General features: G+C 33.3%; 14 protein-coding genes and 1 riboswitch. Of the genes, 12 read left to right on the top strand and 2 right to left on the bottom strand.

Annotated elements, in window-relative coordinates:
- Positions 1 to 21: 21 nt before the first annotated feature.
- Complete coding sequence (locus tag MKY02_RS20300) at positions 22 to 357, bottom strand: heme oxygenase (protein ID WP_038180587.1); 336 nt, start codon at positions 355 to 357, stop codon at positions 22 to 24.
- A gap of 713 nt (positions 358 to 1,070) precedes the next feature.
- Here MKY02_RS20300 and MKY02_RS20295 point away from each other — a divergent pair.
- The 4 genes from MKY02_RS20295 (at position 1,071) to MKY02_RS20280 (ending at position 4,436) form a co-directional block, all read left to right on the top strand.
- The gene (locus MKY02_RS20295; protein WP_038180585.1) at positions 1,071 to 1,661 is read left to right on the top strand and encodes a TetR/AcrR family transcriptional regulator; all 591 of its coding nucleotides are present in this window, start codon (positions 1,071 to 1,073) and stop codon (positions 1,659 to 1,661) included.
- Between the two features lie 314 nt (positions 1,662 to 1,975).
- Positions 1,976 to 2,101, top strand: coding sequence for a hypothetical protein (locus MKY02_RS20290; RefSeq protein WP_268746456.1), 126 nt, complete (start codon positions 1,976 to 1,978; stop codon positions 2,099 to 2,101).
- 212 nt (positions 2,102 to 2,313) lie between these two features.
- Positions 2,314 to 3,891, top strand: coding sequence for a sensor domain-containing diguanylate cyclase (locus tag MKY02_RS20285; protein ID WP_038180582.1), 1,578 nt, complete (start codon positions 2,314 to 2,316; stop codon positions 3,889 to 3,891).
- 80 nt (positions 3,892 to 3,971) lie between these two features.
- Positions 3,972 to 4,436, top strand: coding sequence for a helix-turn-helix transcriptional regulator (locus MKY02_RS20280; RefSeq protein WP_038180580.1), 465 nt, complete (start codon positions 3,972 to 3,974; stop codon positions 4,434 to 4,436).
- A gap of 443 nt (positions 4,437 to 4,879) precedes the next feature.
- Here the strand turns inward: MKY02_RS20280 and MKY02_RS20275 are convergent, their stop codons facing one another.
- A complete protein-coding gene (locus MKY02_RS20275) occupies positions 4,880 to 6,367 on the bottom strand; it encodes a catalase (protein ID WP_038180577.1) in 1,488 nt (495 codons plus the stop codon).
- Positions 6,368 to 7,003: 636 nt separating this feature from the next.
- On the opposite strand from MKY02_RS20275, the gene MKY02_RS20270 reads away from it, so the two are divergent.
- The 8 genes from MKY02_RS20270 (at position 7,004) to MKY02_RS20235 (ending at position 23,306) form a co-directional block, all read left to right on the top strand.
- Entirely contained in the window at positions 7,004 to 10,096 is a 3,093-nt protein-coding gene (locus MKY02_RS20270) for an ATP-binding protein (RefSeq protein WP_038180575.1), read from the top strand.
- Entirely contained in the window at positions 10,071 to 11,189 is a 1,119-nt protein-coding gene (locus MKY02_RS20265) for a response regulator (RefSeq protein WP_081730027.1), read from the top strand. Before MKY02_RS20270 ends, MKY02_RS20265 begins: the two co-directional genes overlap by 26 nt.
- Before the next feature lie 573 nt (positions 11,190 to 11,762).
- Positions 11,763 to 16,508: a collagen binding domain-containing protein gene (locus MKY02_RS20260; protein WP_340711643.1), complete on the top strand. Its 4,746-nt coding sequence runs from the start codon at positions 11,763 to 11,765 to the stop codon at positions 16,506 to 16,508.
- A gap of 243 nt (positions 16,509 to 16,751) precedes the next feature.
- Positions 16,752 to 17,885: a DUF5050 domain-containing protein gene (locus tag MKY02_RS20255; RefSeq protein ID WP_038180571.1), complete on the top strand. Its 1,134-nt coding sequence runs from the start codon at positions 16,752 to 16,754 to the stop codon at positions 17,883 to 17,885.
- Between the two features lie 440 nt (positions 17,886 to 18,325).
- On the top strand, positions 18,326 to 19,513 hold the full coding sequence (locus tag MKY02_RS20250; protein WP_038180563.1) for a GGDEF domain-containing protein: 1,188 nt from the start codon (positions 18,326 to 18,328) through the stop codon (positions 19,511 to 19,513).
- Positions 19,514 to 19,864: 351 nt separating this feature from the next.
- Entirely contained in the window at positions 19,865 to 20,926 is a 1,062-nt protein-coding gene (locus tag MKY02_RS20245) for a nitric oxide synthase oxygenase (protein ID WP_076034231.1), read from the top strand.
- Positions 20,927 to 21,007: 81 nt separating this feature from the next.
- A riboswitch (SAM riboswitch) is annotated at positions 21,008 to 21,113 on the top strand.
- 170 nt (positions 21,114 to 21,283) lie between these two features.
- Positions 21,284 to 22,483, top strand: coding sequence for a M20 metallopeptidase family protein (locus tag MKY02_RS20240; protein WP_083669625.1), 1,200 nt, complete (start codon positions 21,284 to 21,286; stop codon positions 22,481 to 22,483).
- Positions 22,484 to 22,496: 13 nt separating this feature from the next.
- A complete protein-coding gene (locus MKY02_RS20235) occupies positions 22,497 to 23,306 on the top strand; it encodes a VOC family protein (protein WP_340711642.1) in 810 nt (269 codons plus the stop codon).
- The last annotated feature ends 146 nt before the right edge of the window (positions 23,307 to 23,452 follow it).

Genomic DNA, 23,452 nt, shown 5'->3' with positions numbered 1-23,452 from the left:
CCTTTCTTATTGAATAAAAGCTTAAGCTTGTGCTGCTTCAATACGTGAAACAATTTCAGCTATAACGATTTGACTACCAAGCATTGGAGATTCTTTTGGAGCTTCACCTGGTTTTGCTTCTGGACGTTTGTGAGATGCTTTGAATGCGTCACTTTCGCGCCACGCTTTGAAGCCATCAAGTGTTTCCCAGTACATATTAACGCTCATTTCATCGTATTCTTCAAAATCTTTGCATACAGCTACTTCAACTTTGACAAAGCCTTCAAATGATTGAAGTGCACCTGGACGAGTGAAGTTAGGAGCCATTTTTTCAGCAAAGCCTTTTTTCGTTTTAATACGGTTAGTTACTACGAACATAAACAATCTCTCCTTTTTTTAAAACATTGGCATACTAGAAACCTATGCCTTTTAAGAAATCGTATACCATGTTGAAACCCCAATGCAAATGAGAACCTATATTTCAGTTGAAAACGCTTAAAAAATGTGTTCCCATATGTTTATTAGAAAGGACAATTTAATTATATCTCTTTTATAGTAAGTACTTAATAATATAAATACCCTAAGATTTAATAATCAAACAATTTCAAATGGAATTGTTTGTGCTGATAATAAGAGTTGTATAAATCTTGTATAAATTGAGAGCTATACTTATGCGATGATACAAAGAATACAGTGGCTCCCTTCCTTTGTGCGTGAAGCGAAACCAGCCTTTGTTTTAGATGTTGATCACTCTTAATACAATGTTTGAAGATAGTTACAACTGGCAATATAGTGGTACAGTTGGACTTTTCAAGGAAGATATCAATGCCTATTTTGCTCACTTTCTAAAAAAGTATTGTTTGATAAGAAAATTCTTATTAAAAAGAAGTAATAAAAAGCGCTAGGAGTCCTAAAAACTTCTAGCGTTTTTAATGTGAAAGAATTTCTTGGTTTTACATAAAATTATTCAATATATTGAGATAAATATATAATTTGCACTATGGTAATGCTATTATTGGGTGATAATGGTATAATATACCTTGTCGATATTATAGGATAGTACCACTACTTTAAAAATAGAGGTGATTAAAATGGCGCGGGAGAGAAAATTTTCATCCGATGAAATATTTAATACTACCAAAATACTTTTATTAAAGTATGGATATGAAGGTTATACATTTAGTCTACTGGCTGATACTTTGAATGTCTCAAGAGCAGCAATTTATAAATACTATGTTAATAAAGAGGAACTTATTTTTGATTATTTAGTTTCAGCCTTAAAAAAAATACATATAGACTTAAAGTTAATAGATCAAGAACTGCCCTTTACGGCACAGTTAGATGAATTAGTGACGAAAATGTATAAATATAAAGATTTACAACAAATTTTAGTGAAAGCAAAGGAAATTCAGGAAAACGATTCTGAAGTACTTATACATAAAAAAGCGGCAATACAGCAATTACAAATAGGTATGTATAGCATATTACAAACAATAATAGATCAAGGCAAAAAAGAGAATTTTCTGGATAAAGAAATGCCAAATGAAATTATATTAAAGTTTATTCTCCATAGTGTCGCTACTCCAAATAGTGATGGAGTTAAACAGGAATCGTGGTTATTTTACATAAAAAAACTCATTTGTAGTGGAATTTTTGCTAAAAAAGTTAGCATAGAGGTTTGATGAGTTCTAGATATAAATTTAGTTTTTACTTAATGATCCTTTTCATTTCATTTGAAAAATAAGCATTTTGCTATTTCTTATGTTGTTAATGGATACTATAATTGAAAGCCTCCTCATTGTTGGATAGATATAACTATGAGGAGGTTTTTTGTATAGAATAAGTAACCTTAATATGACAGTAATCGTGCATGGTTAGCGTCTTATTAGAATTTCTATCAATTTTTATGTATAATAATAGTAGGAACGAAAGTAAATCATCGAAATAAGTATAGGAATTTCAAGAATGTCAGTACGAAGATTAAGGGGTTGATCGTATGTTGGACAGGTTATTGAGGTTTTTAGGTATTAAAATAGATGATGTAGAAGAAGATTTTGACGATACTATACACTGTTTCGACAATGCAGATTCTATTTTCAACCACTCTAGAGACAAAGAATAGTAAGGAAATTGCCTTACGAGTAATTAACATTAATAATTAATTAATTTGGATAAATCGCTATTAAGCTGGATGGCTTAATAGCGATTTTTTTATTTTAAAAAGAGAATAAATTACTTATAAAATAGTAAATTATTGTATTTTAACACTTGTGGTATGTTACTATTTTACTTGATGTATTATATCGAGCTATATAAGGAAATAGGTAGGGGCATATGAAAAAAATCAATCTAAAATTACACCATTTAATTATCAGTGTAGCTGTTTTGGCATTCCTTTTAACAATTGCGAGTAGTTTGTGGAGTAGTTATCGTACGAATACGCAATCCTTACAAGAAAGTACTCTTGAAACGAATCATGCGTATGCTCAAAAACTAGCAATGACAGCAAATGATTATATGAAAGAAACATTACAAACACTTAATATAAGTGCAGAAGAAATCACAGCTATTTTTGATGATGAGGATAAATTGTTACATGAAGCAGATCGTGTGAAAAATCAAACAAATACTTTTAATTCTGTAGCTATTGTCGACTCAAAGGGAGAAGTACTTGCAACTTCCCCTCAATCATTAGATTTAAAAGGAAAGACTCTTACTTCTAATGCTATAAAAGAAGCGATAACGCAAAAGAAACCATTAATATCAAAGCCGTATAAAGGAATTACAAATCGTTTGCTCATCTTCATTTCAGTTCCAGTTTTCGCAAAAGAGGGCCTATACCTAGGGCTAATAGGTGGAACTATTTATTTGAAAGAAGATAATGTATTGAATGAGGTTCTCGGTGAGCATTTTTATAAAGACGGTTCTTACGTGTATGTAGTAGATAACGATGGCCGCATAATTTATCATCAAGATAAATCACGCATTAATGATGTAGTATCTGATAATAAGATTGTAAGTGAAATGCTTGAAAACCATAGTACAGGTGCATCTCGTTTGATTAATTCTAAAGGTAAAGATATGCTGGCAGGATATTCGTATATTTCAATTGCCAATTGGGGAGTTGTGGCACAACGCTCAACTGAAATTGCTTTGAAACCGGCAACAAATATGGTAAAGCAGATGCTGTACGTTGCATTACCACTATTGCTCGTTTCACTAGTTATCATCTTATGGGCTTCACTTAAAATTGCACGTCCATTACAGCAACTAGCAACATTAACGGAAAGTAGTATGAAAGCAAACGAAGAAAAGAATCTCGCTCAAGTACCCGGCTGGTATTATGAAGTTATACAACTAAAAAAAGCATTAATTCAGAGCCTATCTTTTCTCCATGGACAAGTAAGTTTCTTTATGGACCAATCAACAACAGATCCACTTACAGGATTGACGAATCGCCGAACATTAAATGAACGAATGCAAAAATGGACAAGTGGGAATACACCTTACTCAATTATTTTAATCGATATAGATCATTTTAAGTCGGTGAATGATACATACGGTCACGGTGTTGGAGATGAAGTATTAAAATTCTTAGCTTTGAAAATGAAAAAAGCAACAAGAGCAAATGATTTATGTTGCCGTTATGGTGGAGAAGAGTTTATTATCTTATTGCCAAATACATCTGCAACTGACGCTTATTTAGTAGCAGAGCAGCTACGTACGGATATCGAGCGAACAATAAGTCCAACTGGGGAAAATATTACAATTTCAGCAGGAATCGCAGAATATCCTTCAATGGCAAGTGAGCCTGCAACAATGATTGGATTAGCAGATCAATGCTTATATGAGGCGAAGGAACAAGGTAGAAATCGCGTTGTAATGGCAAAAGAAATATTTATTGTACTGTAATCCACTTTATAATAGAAAATTCCCTTTTTGCATTCAATAGTATAAAATTACACTAAAAGAAACAATTAAGGGTGATAAATATGGATAAAGAAAAAATCATTAGTATCGCTACTGAGAAATTTAAGTTAGTGCGTACAGAAAATAATTATACTCAGGATAAAATGGCTGAGGTACTAGGTATTTCAAAAAAAACACTTGTTCAAATCGAAAAACAACGAACACCATGTGGCTGGACAACAACAGTTGCACTATGTGCCCTATTTAGAGAAAGTTCAATTTTGCAAAATGCAATGGGTGGCGATCCTATGGAAGTAGTGGAACTAACAGCGCATGACGTGATTGCACGCCCAAAAGAAAAAACTATGGGCGGACATGTATGGTGGCGAACAGTACAAGAGGATAAGGGATATCGTTTGCAACAAAATATTTTAAGCAACCATTATCGAATTTTAGATTCTGAATCATATCGTTGGTTTAGTACGATGAATGAAGTGGCCGCGTTAGAAGAATTTACCCGTATTATAGAAGAAAATCACTTTAATTAAGTATTTGGCATCCATGTAATATGTGGATGCCTTTATTTATGTTACATAATAAACAAGTGAATAAATGCAATCATGAGTTAGGGATTGAGTATATATTTGTAGTAGATTGTCAAACTGTTTTAGTAACAACACTCACAAGTTGTATTACAGTAACGATTGTAATATACATATCAGTCATACTTTATACATAGGTACTACAGATGAAATATGAAGTTAAATTATTTATTTGAGTTTAAAAAGCAGCTCTTCAACGCGAAGAGTTGTTTTTTTGTGGATAACTTTTTGGTGGAAAAATGATACTATCCACAATCTACACAAAGTTATACACCAATTCTGTGAATAAGTGCATAGAATATTCAAAATAATTAAGTAAATTGTGGATAAGTAGTTAAAAAGTAAAAAAGCCTCGTTTAGCATGAGTAGCTAAACGAGGCTTTGTTATATTAGCGATATTGAATTTCTTTTTTAAGGTCAATTTCTTTGATATCGATACCCATTGCTTTGGCAACACCTGTACCATAAGCTGGATCTGCTTTGTAGCAGTGAATGATATGGCGTTCTTTAATAAAGAACTCAACACCTTCCATGTTACGAGCAGTATTTTCGAATAAACGTTGTTGCTCTTCTTGGCTCATGATGTTGAACAATTTACCTGGTTGTTCGAAGTAATTGTCATCATCTTCGCGGAAGTCATAGATATCTGCTGGTCCATCAAGTGCTAATGCAGGGTCTTTATATGATGGTTGTTCTTGCCATTCACCGTAGCTATTTGGCTCATAATGCAATGTGCTTCCTAAGTTTCCATCTACACGCATTTGTCCATCGCGGTGGAAGTTGTGTACTGGGCATTTTGGTGCATTAACAGGGATAGATGTATTGTTTACACCTAAACGGTAACGAGCAGCATCTGCATAAGCGAATAAACGAGCTTGTAGCATACGGTCTGGTGAGAAGCTAATACCAGGAACAACGTTAGATGGCGCAAATGAAGCTTGTTCAACTTCAGCAAAGTAGTTAGCTGGGTTACGGTTCAATTCGAATTCACCAACAGGGATTAATGGGAATTCAGATTTGTACCATACTTTTGTTAAATCAAATGGGTTGTAACGGTGGTTACGAGCTTGTTCTTCTGTCATCACTTGGATAGACATTTTCCATTTAGGGAAGTCGCCTTTTTTGATTGATTCAAATAGGTCACGTTGTGAAGATTCACGGTCGTGTGCAACTACTTCAGCAGCTTCTTGGTCTGTGTAGTTATTAATACCTTGTTGTGAAGCGAAGTGGAATTTCACATATACACGTTCATTATCAGCATTGATCATTGAATACGTATGTGAACCGAATCCGTGCATATGACGGTAATCAGTTGGGATACCACGGTCACCCATAACATAAGTTACTTGGTGCAATGCTTCCGGTAAGTTTGTCCAAAAATCCCAGTTGTTATTAGCTGAGCGCATGTTAGTATGCGGGTCACGTTTAACAGCGTGGTTCAAGTCAGGGAAGTGCATTGCATCACGGAAGAAGAATACTGGAGTGTTGTTACCAACTAAATCCCAGTTACCTTGTTCTGTGTAGAATTTTAATGCGAATCCGCGGATATCACGTTCAGCATCAGCTGCACCACGTTCACCAGCTACAGTAGAAAAACGAGCGAACATTTCTGTTTTTTTACCTACTTCAGAGAAGATTGCAGCTTTTGTATATTTAGTAATATCGTGAGTTACTGTGAAAGTACCAAATGCACCTGAACCTTTAGCATGCATACGACGCTCCGGAATAACTTCACGGTTAAAATTAGCTAATTTTTCAATCAACCATACGTCTTGCAGTAAAAGGGGTCCACGTTTACCTGCAGACATAGAGTTAGTATTACTAACGACTGGTGCGCCAGCAGCAGTTGTTAACTTTTTATTATTATCATTTGTCATAATGTTGTGCCTCCTATTTTGAACTCAATTGAACTCTTCAAAACTAATATAACAGATTGCTAGATGAAAGTAAATTATAATGATTATCTTTAAGGAATTTATATCTTTAAGTATGTTCTATAAATAATGGGAGGTTAATTATGTATATATAGTGTTTCAAAAAGTGCAATTCACTTACTAAATAAATTATAAAAGGAACAAAAAGTGTAATGAAATAGCTTGAATAGTGATAAGTGTATTAAAAAATCATTGAGAATATGAGTTAGACAAAATAAAGATCTTTTAAACAACTTACTCATCAATTAAAGTCAAGAATAAATTTTATATAATAATAATTATTATTATCATTTTGGTAGTAAAGATAAGAGTAATTGATAATGTTTTAATGATAGTTGAATCTTTATTTCTTTTTTTATGATCAGTAGATTGGCTATAAGAAAGGCATGTTGAGAGTTTAAACTTTGCGCAGTTTTTTTATATTCAAATGTATTCTAAAGTGAATATTCTTTGAAATGATTTAACAATTTAAGCATCTTATGGATTATTCATTTACAATAGGTTTATACGAATTGAAAAATAGAAATTGATTCATAAAAGAAACAAACTTACATATTTGATCTAGCAAAGAGGTGTGTTATGAAAAGAAAGCTGTTCATCGCTATTTGTATCGGTATTTTTTTGTTCACAATTATAAGTAGTTTTAACTACTTTAATATTTTCCAACCGAATGGGCCTGATGCAAAAAATGGTGTATTAGATTTGAGTAATTGGGATTTTGAAAGAGATGGAAATATAAATTTAAATGGTGAATGGCAATTTTACGCCGGAGATTTAATAACGCCTGACAATAACCCGCATACTTATGATGAATATACTCAAAATCTGACAACTATTAATGTTCCAGGAAATTGGAATAACCAATATACAGAACAATATGGTACATACCGTTTACTTATTAAGTTGCCAAATAACGAGAAGTACGGATTCAAAATGGATACGATTCGATCTTCTAGCCGATTGTTTATAAATGGCGTAGAGGCCGGTGCAAAAGGCGACCCTTCAAAAAATATGAAAATACATCAGTTTAGTAATGAGAAGTATGTGGCGTATGGAACTGGTGAAGGCCTAGAAATAGAGGTTGTTATTCAAGTGGCCAATCTAAATTACCATGTTGCTGGCATTATTTCTCCAATAAAATTTGGGACTTCAAAGGACATTGAAATATCAAAAACAATGGATGTAATGTTGGAAACGGCTCTTTTTGCAGGTTATTTCTTATTGTTTATTATGTATTTAGTAACCTACTTACAACGAAAAAGAATTTTATATGAATTATACTTTAGTTTGTTTTGCCTCTTTCAAGGATTTTATATTACTACGTTAAATGAGCAATTATTTTTTATAAAAATGTCGAATTTATCTTTGCTTGATAGGTCGTATTTCCAATTCACATTTTTTCATCTAGCAATTCTATTCTTTCTGTTATTTATATATGAATTTTTTAAACAATATACAAATAAAAAAGTTGTCATATTTTTATGTAGCTTATTAATTGTTGAGGTGTTTATAGAGGGAATACCAAATCCTATATTGTTGTTAGTAACTCCTCCTATTATGGTCGAGAAAATAGTAATGGTTTTCATTTTAGGGTTAAGCTATGGATACATCGTATATATATTACTGAAGGCGGCTTTAATAAAAAAAGCAGAAGGTTCTGAGTATATATTAATGATAGTTACATCTTTTGCATGTTATGGAACTTTAATTGCATTAAACTTTTTATTTGAAATAAAAGTTAAATATGAGCCCGTGTTTCTGTTTTTAACAATGGTAATTGGCTTATCTTCTTTAATTGGTTTTCGTCACCAGCGTGCTTTTATAGAAGTAGATCGTTTATCTAAGGAATTACTTCGTTTTGATGAATTTAAGGATGATTTTTTAGTGAAAAGCTCTCACGAATTACGGACACCATTACACGGTATTATTAATCTCTCTAAATCATTAATGGAAGGTAATAAAGGGGCACTAAAAAAAGAACAACAAGAAGTCGCTGTTTTAATTCACACCGTTGGTAAACGGTTAGCGAAGTTAGTAGAGGATTTATTATATGCTGGAAAGATCAAGCGTGGGGAAGTAAATATTTCACCTACTCCGGTCAATGTTCATATTGTTGAAGAGATTATAGCTGAGGTATTTTATCTAATACCGACTTCGAATAAGTTAAAATTAGTTAATATGTTTCCATCTAATCTACCATTAATCTATGTAGACGAATACAAGTTAAAACAGATTTTCTTTAATCTTATTTACAATGCTATTAAGTACACGAAATATGGCGAGATTACACTTTCTGCAAAAGTGCAGAATGGAGAAATGTTCATCTCAATTACAGATACAGGCATAGGCATTGAGGAAGATCATATTAATCAAATTTTCGACTCATTATATCAAGTAAAAGGAATTGAATCTGAAGGTCTTGGTCTAGGGTTAAGTATTACTAAGCAACTAGTGGAAGTGTCTGGTGGGCGCATTTGGGTTACTTCAGAAATCGGAAAAGGCTCGTGTTTTACTTTTACGATTCCTTTAGCGAACGAATCACAGCTTAAAGCGGTGGAGAAACCAGCATATTTTCCAACTGAAAAAAATAGTATGCTTCTGGCAATAAAAGATAAAGAGGCTTCAAAAGCATTCTTGGATGTACCGGTGAAAATTGAAGGGAAAAAGGGTTATACCATTTTAGTAGTAGATGATGATCATGATAATTTAAAGATATTGGTAAATTCTATACGATCTTTAGACTATACCGTGATTGCAGTTGAAAGCGGTGTAGACGCCCTTGAAATAATGGGAAATGAATCCGTGGATTTAATGTTATTAGATTTAATGATGCCAAATATGTCAGGTTTTGAAGTTTGTAAAATTGTGAGGGAAGAACATGGTTTACTCGAGCTTCCAATTGTCATCTTAACGGCAGCTGGTCAATTATCAGATTTGATAATTTCCTTGCAAGGAGGGGCAAATGACTTTTTACAAAAGCCAATTAATCTTGAAGAATTAAAAGTCCGTATAGAATCATTGTTATCAATGAAAGAATCTTCAAGGGAAGCAGTGAAAAATGAATTAGATTTCTTATCTGCACAAATTACACCACATTTTTTATACAATACATTTAATACGATTATAGGATTGAGTTATAAGGATGAAGAGAAAACGCGGGAGGCGCTACAATATTTGTCTACGTATTTCCGTGCAAAATTAGATTTTAATGGTCAAGATTGCTTAATCCCATTAGAAAATGAAATAGAATTAGTGAAAGCTTATCTATCCATTGAAAAGATGCGTTTTGGTAATAGATTAAATATTGAATATGAGATCGACGAAACGATAGAAGCACTTATCCCCTCAATGACCATTCAGCCACTTGTTGAAAATGCAGTTCAGCACGGCATCGCCAAAAAGTCTAATGGCGGGACAGTAAAAGTAACGATAGAGAAAACTACTGTAGGTGTCAAAATAGTGATTGAAGATGATGGCGTAGGAATCCCTATTCAAAAGCAATATGAGTTAATGAATGAGCGGAGTACACGATTAGGCTTTTTAAACCCATATAGAAAGCTAAAACTTATTGAAAAATCATCATTCTTATTAGAAAGTAAAGAAAGTGAAGGAACGAAAATAACTATAATTGTACCTGGGGGTGAAAATGATGAGAGTTCTATTAATCGATGATGAAGAAATTGCTTTAGAAGTGCTTGAGATTATGACTAGTAATATAGAAGGAATTGAAATTGTCGGGAAATATACAAATCCGGTTCTTGCCTTGCAAGAATTAGCTAACATACAGGTGGATGTTATTTTTATAGATATGGAAATGCCGGGAATGCACGGAATTGAATTTGCTGAGAAAGTAATGGAAAGGTACAGTAATATAGACGTGCTTTTTGTAACGGCGCATCCTCAATTTGCAATAGAGGCATTTGAAGTGAACGCGTCTGATTATTTGTTAAAACCTGTAAATATGACGCGGTTAAGAAAGGCAATTAAAAAAGTTGAAGAAAGAATTACTTTATATAAATCTAGGGAAGGTCTTTCTGAGCAAACACACAAAGTTTTGTATGCTCGCTTCATGAGTAGCTTTGCACTACAAGATTATCAACAAAATGAAGTGAAATGGCGTACAAGAAAAGTAAAGGAATTATTCATTTTCTTATGGCACAATAGAGAAAATCCGATTCATAAGGCGAATGTTGTTGAGGCATTATGGCCAGAAATGGACGCTACAAAAGCTGTGACATTATTACATACAACTGTTTACCAATTGAGAAAAGCTATAAAAGATATTGGTGTGGAAAATTCCATTACATTAGTAAATGATCATTATAAACTGTCTGTGCCCCTCACAAGTGATGTGCTTGAACTAATGCAAATTGTACAAACAGAGGACATGCATCCTTTAAAGGTAGAAAGGTTACTCGAACTTTATAGTGGAGATTATTTGGAAGGGGACGTCTACCCATGGTCAATTCAATACCAACAATGGATAAAACAGGATGTTCTACTATATCTCGAAAAATTTATAACGAGTACAGAAAGTAAAATAGATCAAAACGCATTAGTGGAAAAGTGTCTGGAAAAAATGCTGATTTTAGATATGTATAATGAAACGATCATGCACCAGTTGATGAAACATTATCAACAATTAAATAATACACAAAAGATAAAAGCGCTTTACGAAACAATTACGAATAATCTCGTAGATGAATTAGGCATTAAAATACCTAGAGAAATTGTAGATTTATATAATGAATGTTTTTCTCATTAATAGGGGCTGTCTCACAAGTCATTTTTTGACTTAGAGACAGCTCTTTTAATATTGTGAAGAATTAGTTGGATTTTATTTTCTTAGTTGTTAAAAATCTGTGAATTCTTAATTTATAACTAAATATATACCTTTTTTTTGCTTAGTTAAATTTGATAAAATATTAAAATTTTTTCGTTTAATCAATAATATATTATATCTAATATTTATTATAGGGTTTTAGTCTCATTTATCTTTCAAGTTCAGAATTTGTTCAGAACAAGAGGTTATAATGGCATAGACCATTCCTAAATTAGAAAAGTTTTACGAATTAGTCCCGAAAAGAAGTAGCTAATAATAAATAGAAAAGGAGAAAGGTGGATTAATCGGGAAATAGATAGTATAAATAGCTTAAAAAAATAAGCTAAGTTAAATGCCATTGTATTATCAGGTGTACCCCTGACTCGTTCTTATTTAGTGAAAAAGGAATGTTAAACCCGAGCAAAAAGTTAATTGAAACATTAAGATTATAAGGTGATATCGGGAGAATTGAAATGGTGCAGAAAAATGATGAGGTTAAATAATAGGGAGGTAAGTATGAAAAAGATTGGTTTTATAACAATGATGATTCTATTACTCGTGAATAGTTTTTTAACTCCAATTGCTGCAAATGCAAATAGTAATAACGAGCAATTATTTATTTTAGGAACCCCAGAAATAATCAAAGGTTCGGAAGAAGAATCGACAGCGACGGTTAAGTATAATTGGCATTTTAATGCTGGTGATAAGAAAGAGGCAGCAGTATTCGATTTCCAATTACCTGAAGGGGTTAAGGTAGGTACATCTCAAACAAATAAATTACTAATTGATGGGACAGAAATCGGCTCATACACAGTTTCGGGTAACCAAATTCAAGTGAAAATCTTACAGAATCAGACGAAAAGTGGTTCTGGTACGATAGAAATCGTTGGGGAACAGGAAATCACTGTTAACCAACCTGAAGCTGATTCAACAGTTACTGGCGATTCTACAGAAGAGGCAGTAGAGAATACAAAAGTTGAAAATGGAAAAAAGGTAGAATTACTTAAAGAAGTTGACGGAATCACTTCTGAAGAAGATGGAAAATCAACAACAGAAGAAAATGGTACAGATGATTCAAAAGGAAAAGAAGAAAATAATAAAACGACAAACACAGATATAAAAGACAATATCTTAACGAGTGCAAAATTAACCTTTGAAAATAAGGAAGGCCAGGAAATAGAAAGTGTCGATCGTGAATCGATTATTACGGTAGATTACGAATATGTACTTCCAAATAATCATGGCTACACAGATGGTGCGATATTCAAATTTAATTTGCCAAAAGAACTAATTGTTTATGAAGAAGTGAAAAATGCACCACTTAGGTTCGATGGAGAAGACATTGGGGTCTTTTCGGTTGGTATGGACGGGGTAGCTACTGTTACTTTTAATAAATTCATAGAAAACCATTCAGATATTAAAGGGACACTACAAGTTTTATCAAAAATAAGTGAAAAAGTAGTGGTTACTGATGAAAAAATAGTTACAGTAACACCTATTACTGGTAAAGATTCTATTGATATTCCTATTAATTACAATCCGAATGGTACTGCAATTGATAAAAAAGGAACACCAGATAAAAACTACAATGCAAAAACTATTAATTGGACGATTGATTTTAATAAAAACCTTGATTCTATTAAAAATGCTAAGCTTAGTGATCCTATCCAAGAAGGGCAATTATTACAAGCTAATTCTATAAAGGTGTATAAACTAATAACACATTTAGATGGTAGCGTTGAGCAAGGGGAAGAAGTTACAACCGGATTTAACGTTGGGAAAATAACAGGAGATAAAGATTTCCAAATAGATTTAGGGGACATCAAATCAGCTTATCGTGTAGAATACACAACGGATATCATAGATTCTGATGGAACGAAGTATCAAAACGAAGCAACATTATCAGGTACAGACTTTAATGAGCAATCGGCTAGTGCAACAGTAAGCGTTGGAAGAGGGAAAACGTTAGAAAAAAAATCAATAGGGTACGACCCAGCAACACAAACAATTACGTGGGAAATCAAGTACAACTACAATGAAAAAACAATTCCTGCAGAGAAAGCGATTCTAACAGACTTTTTTAACAATACACAGGAGTTTGTAGATGCTTCTCTTAAAGTTGAAAAAGTGAAAATTGGTGAAGATGGTAATGAAAATGGATCAGAAGCAGTATCAACTGGTTATACATTCACTCCAAAATCAACAGAAGGTAAAAATGGGTTTGAATTAAAGTTTAAACAAGAAATAAATGCTGCATATAAAATTGTCTATAAAACAAAAGCGAATAATCGTGTTTATGATGGCGAGGAAATCATAAATGAAGTGACATCTGGTAATGGTGGACAAGGAACAGGAAAAGAGACCATTTACCAACAAATACTAGAAAAATATTATGTAAGCTCAGATTATAAAGACAAAACAGCAACATGGATGATTTCCATAAACCAAGATAGTCATTCAATGAAAAACGTTAAACTTGTAGACTCATTTACAAATAAAGGGCTAACATTACTTCCGGACACACTTAAAATTACAACACCTGGAAATGAACTTAAAAAAGGTGAAGATTACACATTAAAAGAAGATAAAGATGGTAATGGATTCACAATTGAATTTACAAAAGAAATTAATAAACCACATGTAATTGAATATAAAACAAAATTTAATTATGAAAATCGTGATGATAAATCTTTAAATTATTTAGAAAATAATGTCAGTCTTACATGGACTGATAAAGATGGTAAAGATAAATCAAAAGAAGCAACGGCAAAATTTACGCCAGATGAATATACACAATCAAACGGTTTTAAAAACGGCTCGTACAATGCTGTGGAAAAAGAAATAACATGGAATATCGGTGTAAATTACAACCTTAAAACACTATCAAATGCCTATGTAGAAGATTTCATTTTAGACAATCAAAAACTTGTTGAGGATTCATTAAAAGTATATAAAATGTCTTTAACGGGTGGAGCAAACGGCACAAATAAAGAAGAGTTAGTAGAAGGTCAAGATTATACAGTTGAGTGGAATCCTGGTAGTAAACCAGGTTTTAAAGTGATTTTCAATAATGAAATTAATGAACCTTATTTAATTTCATATAAAACAAGTTTGAAAGATTCACTTATTAAAAATAAATATAGTAACACTGCGACACTATATAATGACGGGAATAAAGTAACTGATCTTACTGCAAGTGTATCCGTGCAACATGGAGGCGAATATACTAAAAAATCAGGAGTACAGAAAGGTAAGATTATTAATTGGAAGGTTAATATTAACTTCGGGCAATCAAGCGTATCGAATGTAAAATTAACAGATAATCCAAGTGGTAACCAATCTATACTCGAAAACTCCTTCCATCTATACGCTACTACAGTTGATGAAAAAGGGAACGTTACAAAAGGAAAAGAATTAGAACACGACCAATATAAAATTGAATTTAAAAAGGGAGAGGGCGATAAGGATTTCTTTGAGCTTACCTTTAAGAATTCAATTGACACTCCTTATATTCTAGAATATCAGTCACTTATTTTAGATAAAGTGGGAGCTAAGATTAATAACGATATTACATTGACAGGCGACCAAATTTCAGAGGAAACAACTGAATCTAAAGCCGTTGTTGAAGTTAAAAAAACAACAGGTTCAGGAACAGGGGAAGGTAAAGTTGGAAGTCTAGAAGTAAAGAAATTTGCTGCTGATGATAAAACAAAACCTCTTCCAGGAGCTGTATTCTCACTAATCGATGAGGACAGTGGTGTGGTCATCAAAACGTTGACTACAGGTGAAGATGGTACTGTGAAGTTTGAAAAATTGCTTTACGGAAACTATTTATTAAAAGAGGATCATGCCCCTAAAGGATATGTTGTAGGTATTAATGATACAAAAAAAATAGAGATTATTGGCGCTAACGAAGAAACTATTTACAATAATAGAATCATTCAAGCTGTTGAGCTAATAAAAGTTGATAAGGATAATTCCGCTACGACACTGCAAGGCGCGATATTTGACCTTCAACAAAAGCAAGGTACTGAATATAAGACAATTAAAAAAGCACTAACAACAGATGAAGACGGCAAAATTATTGTAAATAATCTTGAACCTGGTAAGTATCAGTTTGTTGAAACACAAGCACCTAAACATTATTTATTAGACGGAGAACCAGTTGGATTCACAATTGAGAAGGATCAAACTAAAGTAGAAGTAGTGAAAAAAGAAAATGTTAGAGGCAAAGGAAACCTTTCAGTCATTAAAGTGGACGCGGCAGATGCTAGTAAAGTATTAGAAGGTGCAATCTTTGAACTTTACGACAGTAAAAATTCTTTAGTCGATACAAAAACAACAAATGCAAAAGGTAAGATAGTATTTGAAAACTTACCTTATGATAATTACACATTAAAAGAAATCACTGCTCCAAATGGTTACGCAATTGATTCGAAGGATAGTAATGTGGTTGTTACTCTAGACAAATCAGATAAAGAAATAACAATTAAAAACAACAAAATTATCCGAGCATTTAAATTGAAAAAAGTAGATGCAAATAATTCTAAAATCGTATTAAAAGATGCAGAATTCAAATTGATGTATAAAAAGCTAGAGACAGATGAGTATACCGTTGTTAGTGGAAAAGAGAAACTAATAACAGATAAAAATGGTGAAATTTATGAAGAGAATCTTGATGAAGGATTCTATCAACTTATTGAAACAAAAGCTCCAGCTGGTTATATACTAGATAGCAAGCCGATAGAATTTGCTATTCAAAAAGAACAAATTGAAATACTGGACTTAACAAAAACAAATGAATACAAACATCCAGTTGATCCAGGCAAACCAGTTGATCCAGGCAAACCAGTTGATCCAGGCAAACCAGTTGATCCAGGCAAACCAGTTGATCCAGGCGAACCGGTTGACCCAGGTAAACCAGTTGACCCAGGTAAACCAGTTGACCCAGGCAAACCAGTTGATCCAGGCAAACCAGGAGAACCAGGCAAACCGAGCAAACCAGGAAATCCAAATAATCCTGGAGGACCAAACAATTCGGGTAATCCTAACACACCAGGAAAACCGAGTGATACAGGTAAGGCGAATAATTCTGGGTATAATAAAAATGAGGATAAGCCAAATAATCTGGGAAGCGTAAAAGAAAGTGAATTACTTCCACAAACAGGTGTAGAGTATTCAGCAGGTACCTTATTTACAGGGATTTTAGCTATCCTGTTTGGTTTATGGGTTTTATATAACAGAAGAAGTACAAAGGCATAGGAAAAGAGGACTATTTAGTGGGAATTCACCACTAATAGTCCTCTTTTTATTTTAGGAAACGAATAGATAATAAGGTAATTTTATAGGTATTTAGTCAGGAATTTAAACATTTGCATTATTATTATAGATACATATATTCACTGATGAATTACTCAGGATGGAGTCAATATAACTAATGTCGGATACTTATTTAGAACTATATTTAATATAATTAGAGAAAAGAAAAGGTTAGGAATGGTATAGATGAAACAGTTAATGAAGGTGATTCTAGGAATTATTTTAATAGCAAGCATCTTTCCTATGCAAACCTTTGCAAGGAGCACTATCTCAACAAAATCTTTTAGTAACGAAGAACAAAAGACATATAATAATATTCTCAAAAGCTTGCAAAATGTAGAAGCAAGTACATATTTTAATTCTAGCGAAGTAAGGCCTGAAGAAATTGGGGCAATCGTAAATAAGGTAGTTGAGGATCATCCGGAAATTTTTTATTATAATGGAGCAACTACATTCTCAACTGGAACAATCAAATTTAAATATGATGGCAGTAAACAAAGTATTCTTAAAAAGAAGAACAAAATTGATGCTGAAGTAAAGCGTATAATAAATGTAAAAATAAAAAAAAATATGAGTGATATAGAAAAGATAAAGGCTATTCATGATTATCTAGTTTTATCGGTAAAATATGATTACAAAAACCATAGAAAAGATAAGGTTTCCCGAGATTCTTATGAAGTTTTTGGTGCTTTAGTGAATAAAGTTGCCGTTTGTGATGGGTATTCAAAGTCAATGCAACTACTTTTAAATAATGTAGGAGTGGAAACAATAGTTGTTACGGGAAGTAGTAAAGGCGAGAGCCACTCTTGGAACATGGTGAAGATTAATGGTGAGTACTATCATATCGATACGACTTGGGATGATCCAATTCCAAACAAAACTGGAGTTGTCAACTATCATTATTTTTTACTAAGTAATGCACAATTGAAAAAAGATCATAGCTGGAAAGAAAAAGAGTTTCCGAACGCAAATAGTGGAAAATACAGATATTTCCACAACATGGGGAACGTGATTGAAAAAAGTGGAACATATTATTTTTCAAATAACAAAAATGATCAGTTATTTAAGATGGATAAAAAAAGTAATAAGCAATTAAAAGTTGTCAACGACAGAGCACCTTTCTTAGCCGTATATGGCCAATGGATTTACTATAGTAATTATTCTGATGGTGGTTATTTATATAAAGTGAAGTTAAATGGTCAAAATAAAACTAAAATAAAATCCACCCATGTCGTAGACTTGTATGTAAAAAGTAAAGTACTTTATTATAAAGAAAATGAATCAGGGAAGATGCGCCAATTAGCTTTTAATGCTAAATGAAAATGTTAACTGTAAAATACTGTTAAAAACCCTAACTTCTACAGAAGTTAGGGTTTTTAGTATTTCTGATTTAATATTTAGACAGTTGTTAATTACTAATAATGTAAATAATTGTCCAGCACATCACATTTTGTTCAGAATTTGTTTAGAACTGATGGTTAGTATTACTAAATAAATGCTCTAAATTAGTATTAAATCTAAGTAAAGAACTTATATTATATAATTTATTAAACAAATCCGTTACCATTGACATAATTGTGTGCATCTATCTATGGTTATTTTAGGGGGATTAATACTATGAAACGTGTGTATTGTTAAGTTTAGGACTATGAATTAGGTTCAATCGAAGGTGAAATATTTTTATAGCAGTGTTGGAATGTATTGTACAAAATAGGATTTCATAAGGGAATAATGCGAGCCGATTGATGGGAGTGGCCCCTATGAGGAAGGACCAAGACTCTAAACAAGAGCTTGTTTTTCGAAAAGAACGATTGTTGGATAATATGTCACGCATGTTGTTGATAACAAAAGTGTATGTGGTTGTTATTGTTTTGATTGGTATTGTTAATATTGGAATTACGTCTTTTTCAAGTTTTCATCCGAATTTCCCATTTCAATATATGGCGGTATATACGTCATTTTGTTTGTTTAATATATATTGTTTTTACATTGTTAGTAGACAAATGAAGGTATCCAATTACTCTGTTAAACATATTGATAAATGGGAAAAAATTATTGTTGTCTATATTACCATTTCAATGATTTATGGAGCGATTATTTCTGTAATGGATCAAGTACAATATCAGGATTTTATGGTCTATACATTGTGTATGCTACTTTGTGCAGTACTATTTTATACATCAATAAACCAAATATTGTTGCCTATCATAATTGCAACTACAATTTTAGTAGTAGGAATTCCAATAGCTCATCATGATTTCTATCTATTCTATCTACAACTTTACTTTGTAGCGCTTATTGTTATCATAACTTTTATACTTTCAAGAGTAGTTTACAGAGATTATTTGAAGTCATATAAAACGAAGGAACAGTGGCTTGTAGAATTGAAACGAAATGCGATATTGACAGATCAGCTACAAAAAGCAAATAGGCAATTGTCATTAAAAGCCTATTATGATGAGTTGACGGGTATCTATAATCGACATGGCTTTCAACGAGATATACAAGATATATACAGAAATCGTGCTGAACAATCTATAGATGTGACAATTATTTTAATTGATATCGATTACTTCAAAAATTATAATGACCATCATGGACACAATCGTGGCGATAATACACTGCGTTCTATCGCACAAGCAATTGCCGATACAGTACAAGAATACGATTGTATCCCAGTAAGGTGGGGTGGGGAAGAATTTGTCGTAGTTGGAAGGGATTTGACGGAAGAACAGGTCCACACACAATGCAAATTGATTGAAATGGCTATATCAAAATTGTTTATTCTTCACGAAAATTCACCTGTATCTAACATTGTGACGGTAAGTATTGGCGCTTGTACATTGCCTTGTTCTAACTCAACTGATGTAGAAACTGTAATCAAAAGCGCCGATAAAGCATTATATAAAGTAAAAAAAAGCGGTCGTAATAATTATTCGATTGTATGATTATTCGGTAATAAGTATATAATCTTGATTATAAGTAATGAATCGTGTTTACTCTCTGTGGAGAGTGGGATACCAATGCCAAAAAAAATTAATAAATAGACTTCTAATGGAATTAGAATATATTTTTCAACTAAATCCTTTCGGGGGCGTTTTTTATTTACACTTTAAGCTGAATTTTAAGAAGATATTATTTTATTTTTTATTCTAAAAATTCATTCAAATCAAATCGGTTTATGCCAAAATTGGAAGTTGCCACAAAATCACCACATTATTTAAGTCTTATGCCTTGTCTGATGGAAATCAATTCTTCTATGATGGTAGATAGGAAGTCGAGTGGTGACAGGAGGAACTATGGCGATGTTGAATGAGGCTATTGATTTTATAAAGTTGTATTATTCGGAAACGGAGCGATCTGAAGAGGAGTTAGTAAGACGCTTAGTTGAAGTAGAGAATGATATCCAAGATAATGGATATTATGAACATACAATAGATGAACTGAGATTTGGTGCACAAGTAGGTTGGCGTAATAGTAATAAATGTATAGGTCGTTTGTTTTGGCAAACGTTGCAAGTGCTTGATAAGCGGGAATTGACAAGCGAGCACGACATTTTTCAAGGACTTCTAGAGCATATTGATTTTGCAACAAATGGTGGTCGAATCCGTCCAACGATTACAATTTTCTCTCAACGTAACGTACGTGTTTGGAATCATCAATTAATCCGCTATGCTGGGTATGAAACAGCAAATGGCGTTGTTGGAGATCCAGATTCGGTAGAGTTTACGAAGAAATGTGAGCAACTTGGCTGGCAAGGAAAAGGTGGGCGTTTCGATGTTTTGCCACTAGTTATTCAAATTGGAGAAAGAGAACCGCAAGTATTCGATATTCCAGCTGAATATATATTAGAAGTACCAATCCGACACCCTGAATTTGAGTGGTTTAAGGAACTTGGTCTGAAGTGGTATGCGGTACCGATGATTTCGAATATGAAATTAGAAGTTGGTGGTATTACATATGCAGCTGCTCCGTTTAATGGCTGGTATATGGGAACGGAAATTGGTGCGCGTAACCTAGCAGATGATTATCGATATAATATGTTACCGACAATCGCAGAAAAAATGGGTTTAAATACATCTTCAAATTCTTCCTTATGGAAAGACCGTGCATTAGTTGAATTGAATGCGGCCGTTTTATATTCGTATAAAGAAGATGAAGTGAGTATTGTAGATCACCATACAGCAGCACAACAATTTAAACGCTTCGAATCCAATGAACAAACTGCAGGGCGTGACGTAACAGGGAATTGGACATGGCTTATTCCACCGTTATCACCGGCTACAACGCATATATTCCATAAACCATATGACAATGAACGTAAAACACCAAATTATTTTTATCAGAAAGCGCCGTATTGATTTAGAAAATAGCAGGAAATTTATTGCAATTTTCAATGGATTGGCGTAACATGATTTTAATTACTACTAATTCAATAGGTTTTCTTATCAAGAGAGGTGGAGGGACTGGCCCTGTGATATCTCAGCAACCGCTATTAAAGTAAGGTGCTACTTCCAGCAAGTTGATTAAAAACTTGATAGATGAGGAGAGACTTACATACCGAGTTGATTTCTCTAAATGAAATAGAGAAATCGACTTTTTTATTATCATGAAATAAATTTACAGAGCATATAATGAAAAGTTCTAAGAAAAAAATTAACTCAAATTCAAAGTAAACCTATTTGAATTAAAGGTATAAATTGAGGGAGGAATATTGAATGAGTGCGATAACGCAAAAAGAACTTTTAACTACAATTTATGAAGAAATAGATAAAGATTTTGATGAAATTGTTGGATGGAGGAGATATTTGCATGAGCATCCAGAGTTATCTTTTGAAGAATATGAAACTGCAAAATTTATAGCAGAAAAACTTGAGGGCTTCGGTTTAGAGGTGAAAAAAGGGATAGGCGGAAATGGTTTAATCGGTGTTTTGAAGGGGGATCAAGCTGGTCAAACAATCGCTTTAAGAGCAGATTTTGATGCATTACCAATCGCAGATTTAAAAGAAGTTACTTATAAATCTCAAAAAGATGGTGTTATGCATGCATGTGGTCATGATGGACATACAGCCTCATTACTTGGAACAGCGAAAACGCTAAGCCATTACAGAGAGCATCTGCACGGTAACATCATTTTTGTTTTCCAACATGCGGAAGAAAAACCTCCTGGTGGTGCGAAATTCATGATTGCTGAAGATGTATTAAAGGATGTAGATTATGTATTTGGTGCGCATTTAGACTCGGGTTCGCCAGTTGGAAAGGTATCTGTTGGGGATGGTTTCAAAATGGCTGCAGTTGATAAATTCACAATTAAAATCCAAGGACTAGGAGGGCATGGTGCGAAACCACAGCAATCCATCGATTCGATTATAGTGGGTAGTGAAATCGTTGGAGCGTTGCAAAAAATTGTCAGTCGTCGCTTAAATCCATTTGATGCAGCGGTGGTGACAGTTGGTGTATTCCACGCTGGAAGTGCCTTTAATATCATTGCAGATTCGGCAATTATTGAAGGAACGGTCCGGACGATGACAGAGGATGTTCGGAGTAAGGTAAAAGAAGAAATCTACTCAATTGTCAAAGGAGTAACGGAATCAGCACATGCCACATGTGAAATCGATTATTTGCATGGCTACCCAGCCCTTTACAATCATCCAACTGAAACAGAGCTTGTGAAAGAATTATTTGAAGCAGAATTCGGTACAGAATCTGTGATTGATTTTGAACCGTCAATGGGTGGGGAGGATTTCGCGTACTTTTTAAATGAAAAGCCAGGTACTTATTTTAAAGCAGGTTCACGAAATGACGACGAACGCACTCATTTTGCACATCATCATCCAAAATTTGATTTTGATGAAAGAGCGTTATTAACTATAGAGAAATCATTTGTGAAAATCGTTTCACATTATTTATTTAAATAAGGGGGACTGGAACATGACATTATCTTTTGATCACTTAGTACATTTTGTGGATGAGCCAAAAGAAGTAATTAAGCCATTACAAAATCAAGGAATTTACGCTGTTGAAGGTGGCGTTCATGAAGGGCGCGGAACGTACAATGCACTTAGTTACTTTGATCTAAGTTATATAGAGTACCTTGGTACATACGACAGAGAATTAGTAGCAGGGGCAAAACATTTACATCACAGCCTTATTGAAACAGTAGTAAATAATAAATTCAAAGAAGGTTTCGTAAGATTTGCAGCTCGTACAACGGATATTGAAGGTATAGCAGAGCGTTTGAAAGAGCAAGGTTTATCAGTAAATGGGCCAGTACCAATGAACAGAAAACGACCAGATGGCAGTATTATTAGCTGGCAGTTACTTTATGCTGGTGAAGGAAATGACTCTCTTCAATTACCATTTATTATTCAATGGGACGATAATGACGATGCCCGTAGACAGGAACAAATTGAAAAAGGTGTCATTGGAAATCAACCAGAAAAGTTAGAATTTGCAGGTGTTACTTTTGCTGTAATAGATGCTGAAAAAACTGCTGAAAAATGGTCTCGTTATTTAGGGTTAGAGGTTGCAGAAGCATATGTCGATCCAGAGTTGAATGCTATTGTACAGGTTCTTACATTAGCTGGAGGGGACTTATACTTTGCTAGTCCTATTGGAGATGGAATTGTTGCAAAAGTATTAGCAGAACAAGGCGAATTTCCATTCCAAGTTAATTTTTCAGGTTCTAAAGAACCTGGCACAATTGGATTATTTAACGGTCGCTATCATTTTGAGAAGTAATTTATAGCAATATTATAATTGTGTGACATAAAGTGGAGGGGAAATAGTAAGCCAGCAATTATAAAGACAATAAAAATTAAAAGCTATTAGGTAGTGGTTAAACTACCTAATAGCTTTTTTATGTGGATAACTTGCGCCTAGTAATA

This window comes from Viridibacillus sp. FSL R5-0888, from assembly GCF_038009105.1.
Classification (GTDB): Bacteria; Bacillota; Bacilli; order Bacillales_A; family Planococcaceae; genus Viridibacillus; species Viridibacillus arenosi.
Note: the sequence above shows the minus strand (reverse complement) of the source record. Positions and strands in the feature narration are given on the sequence as shown.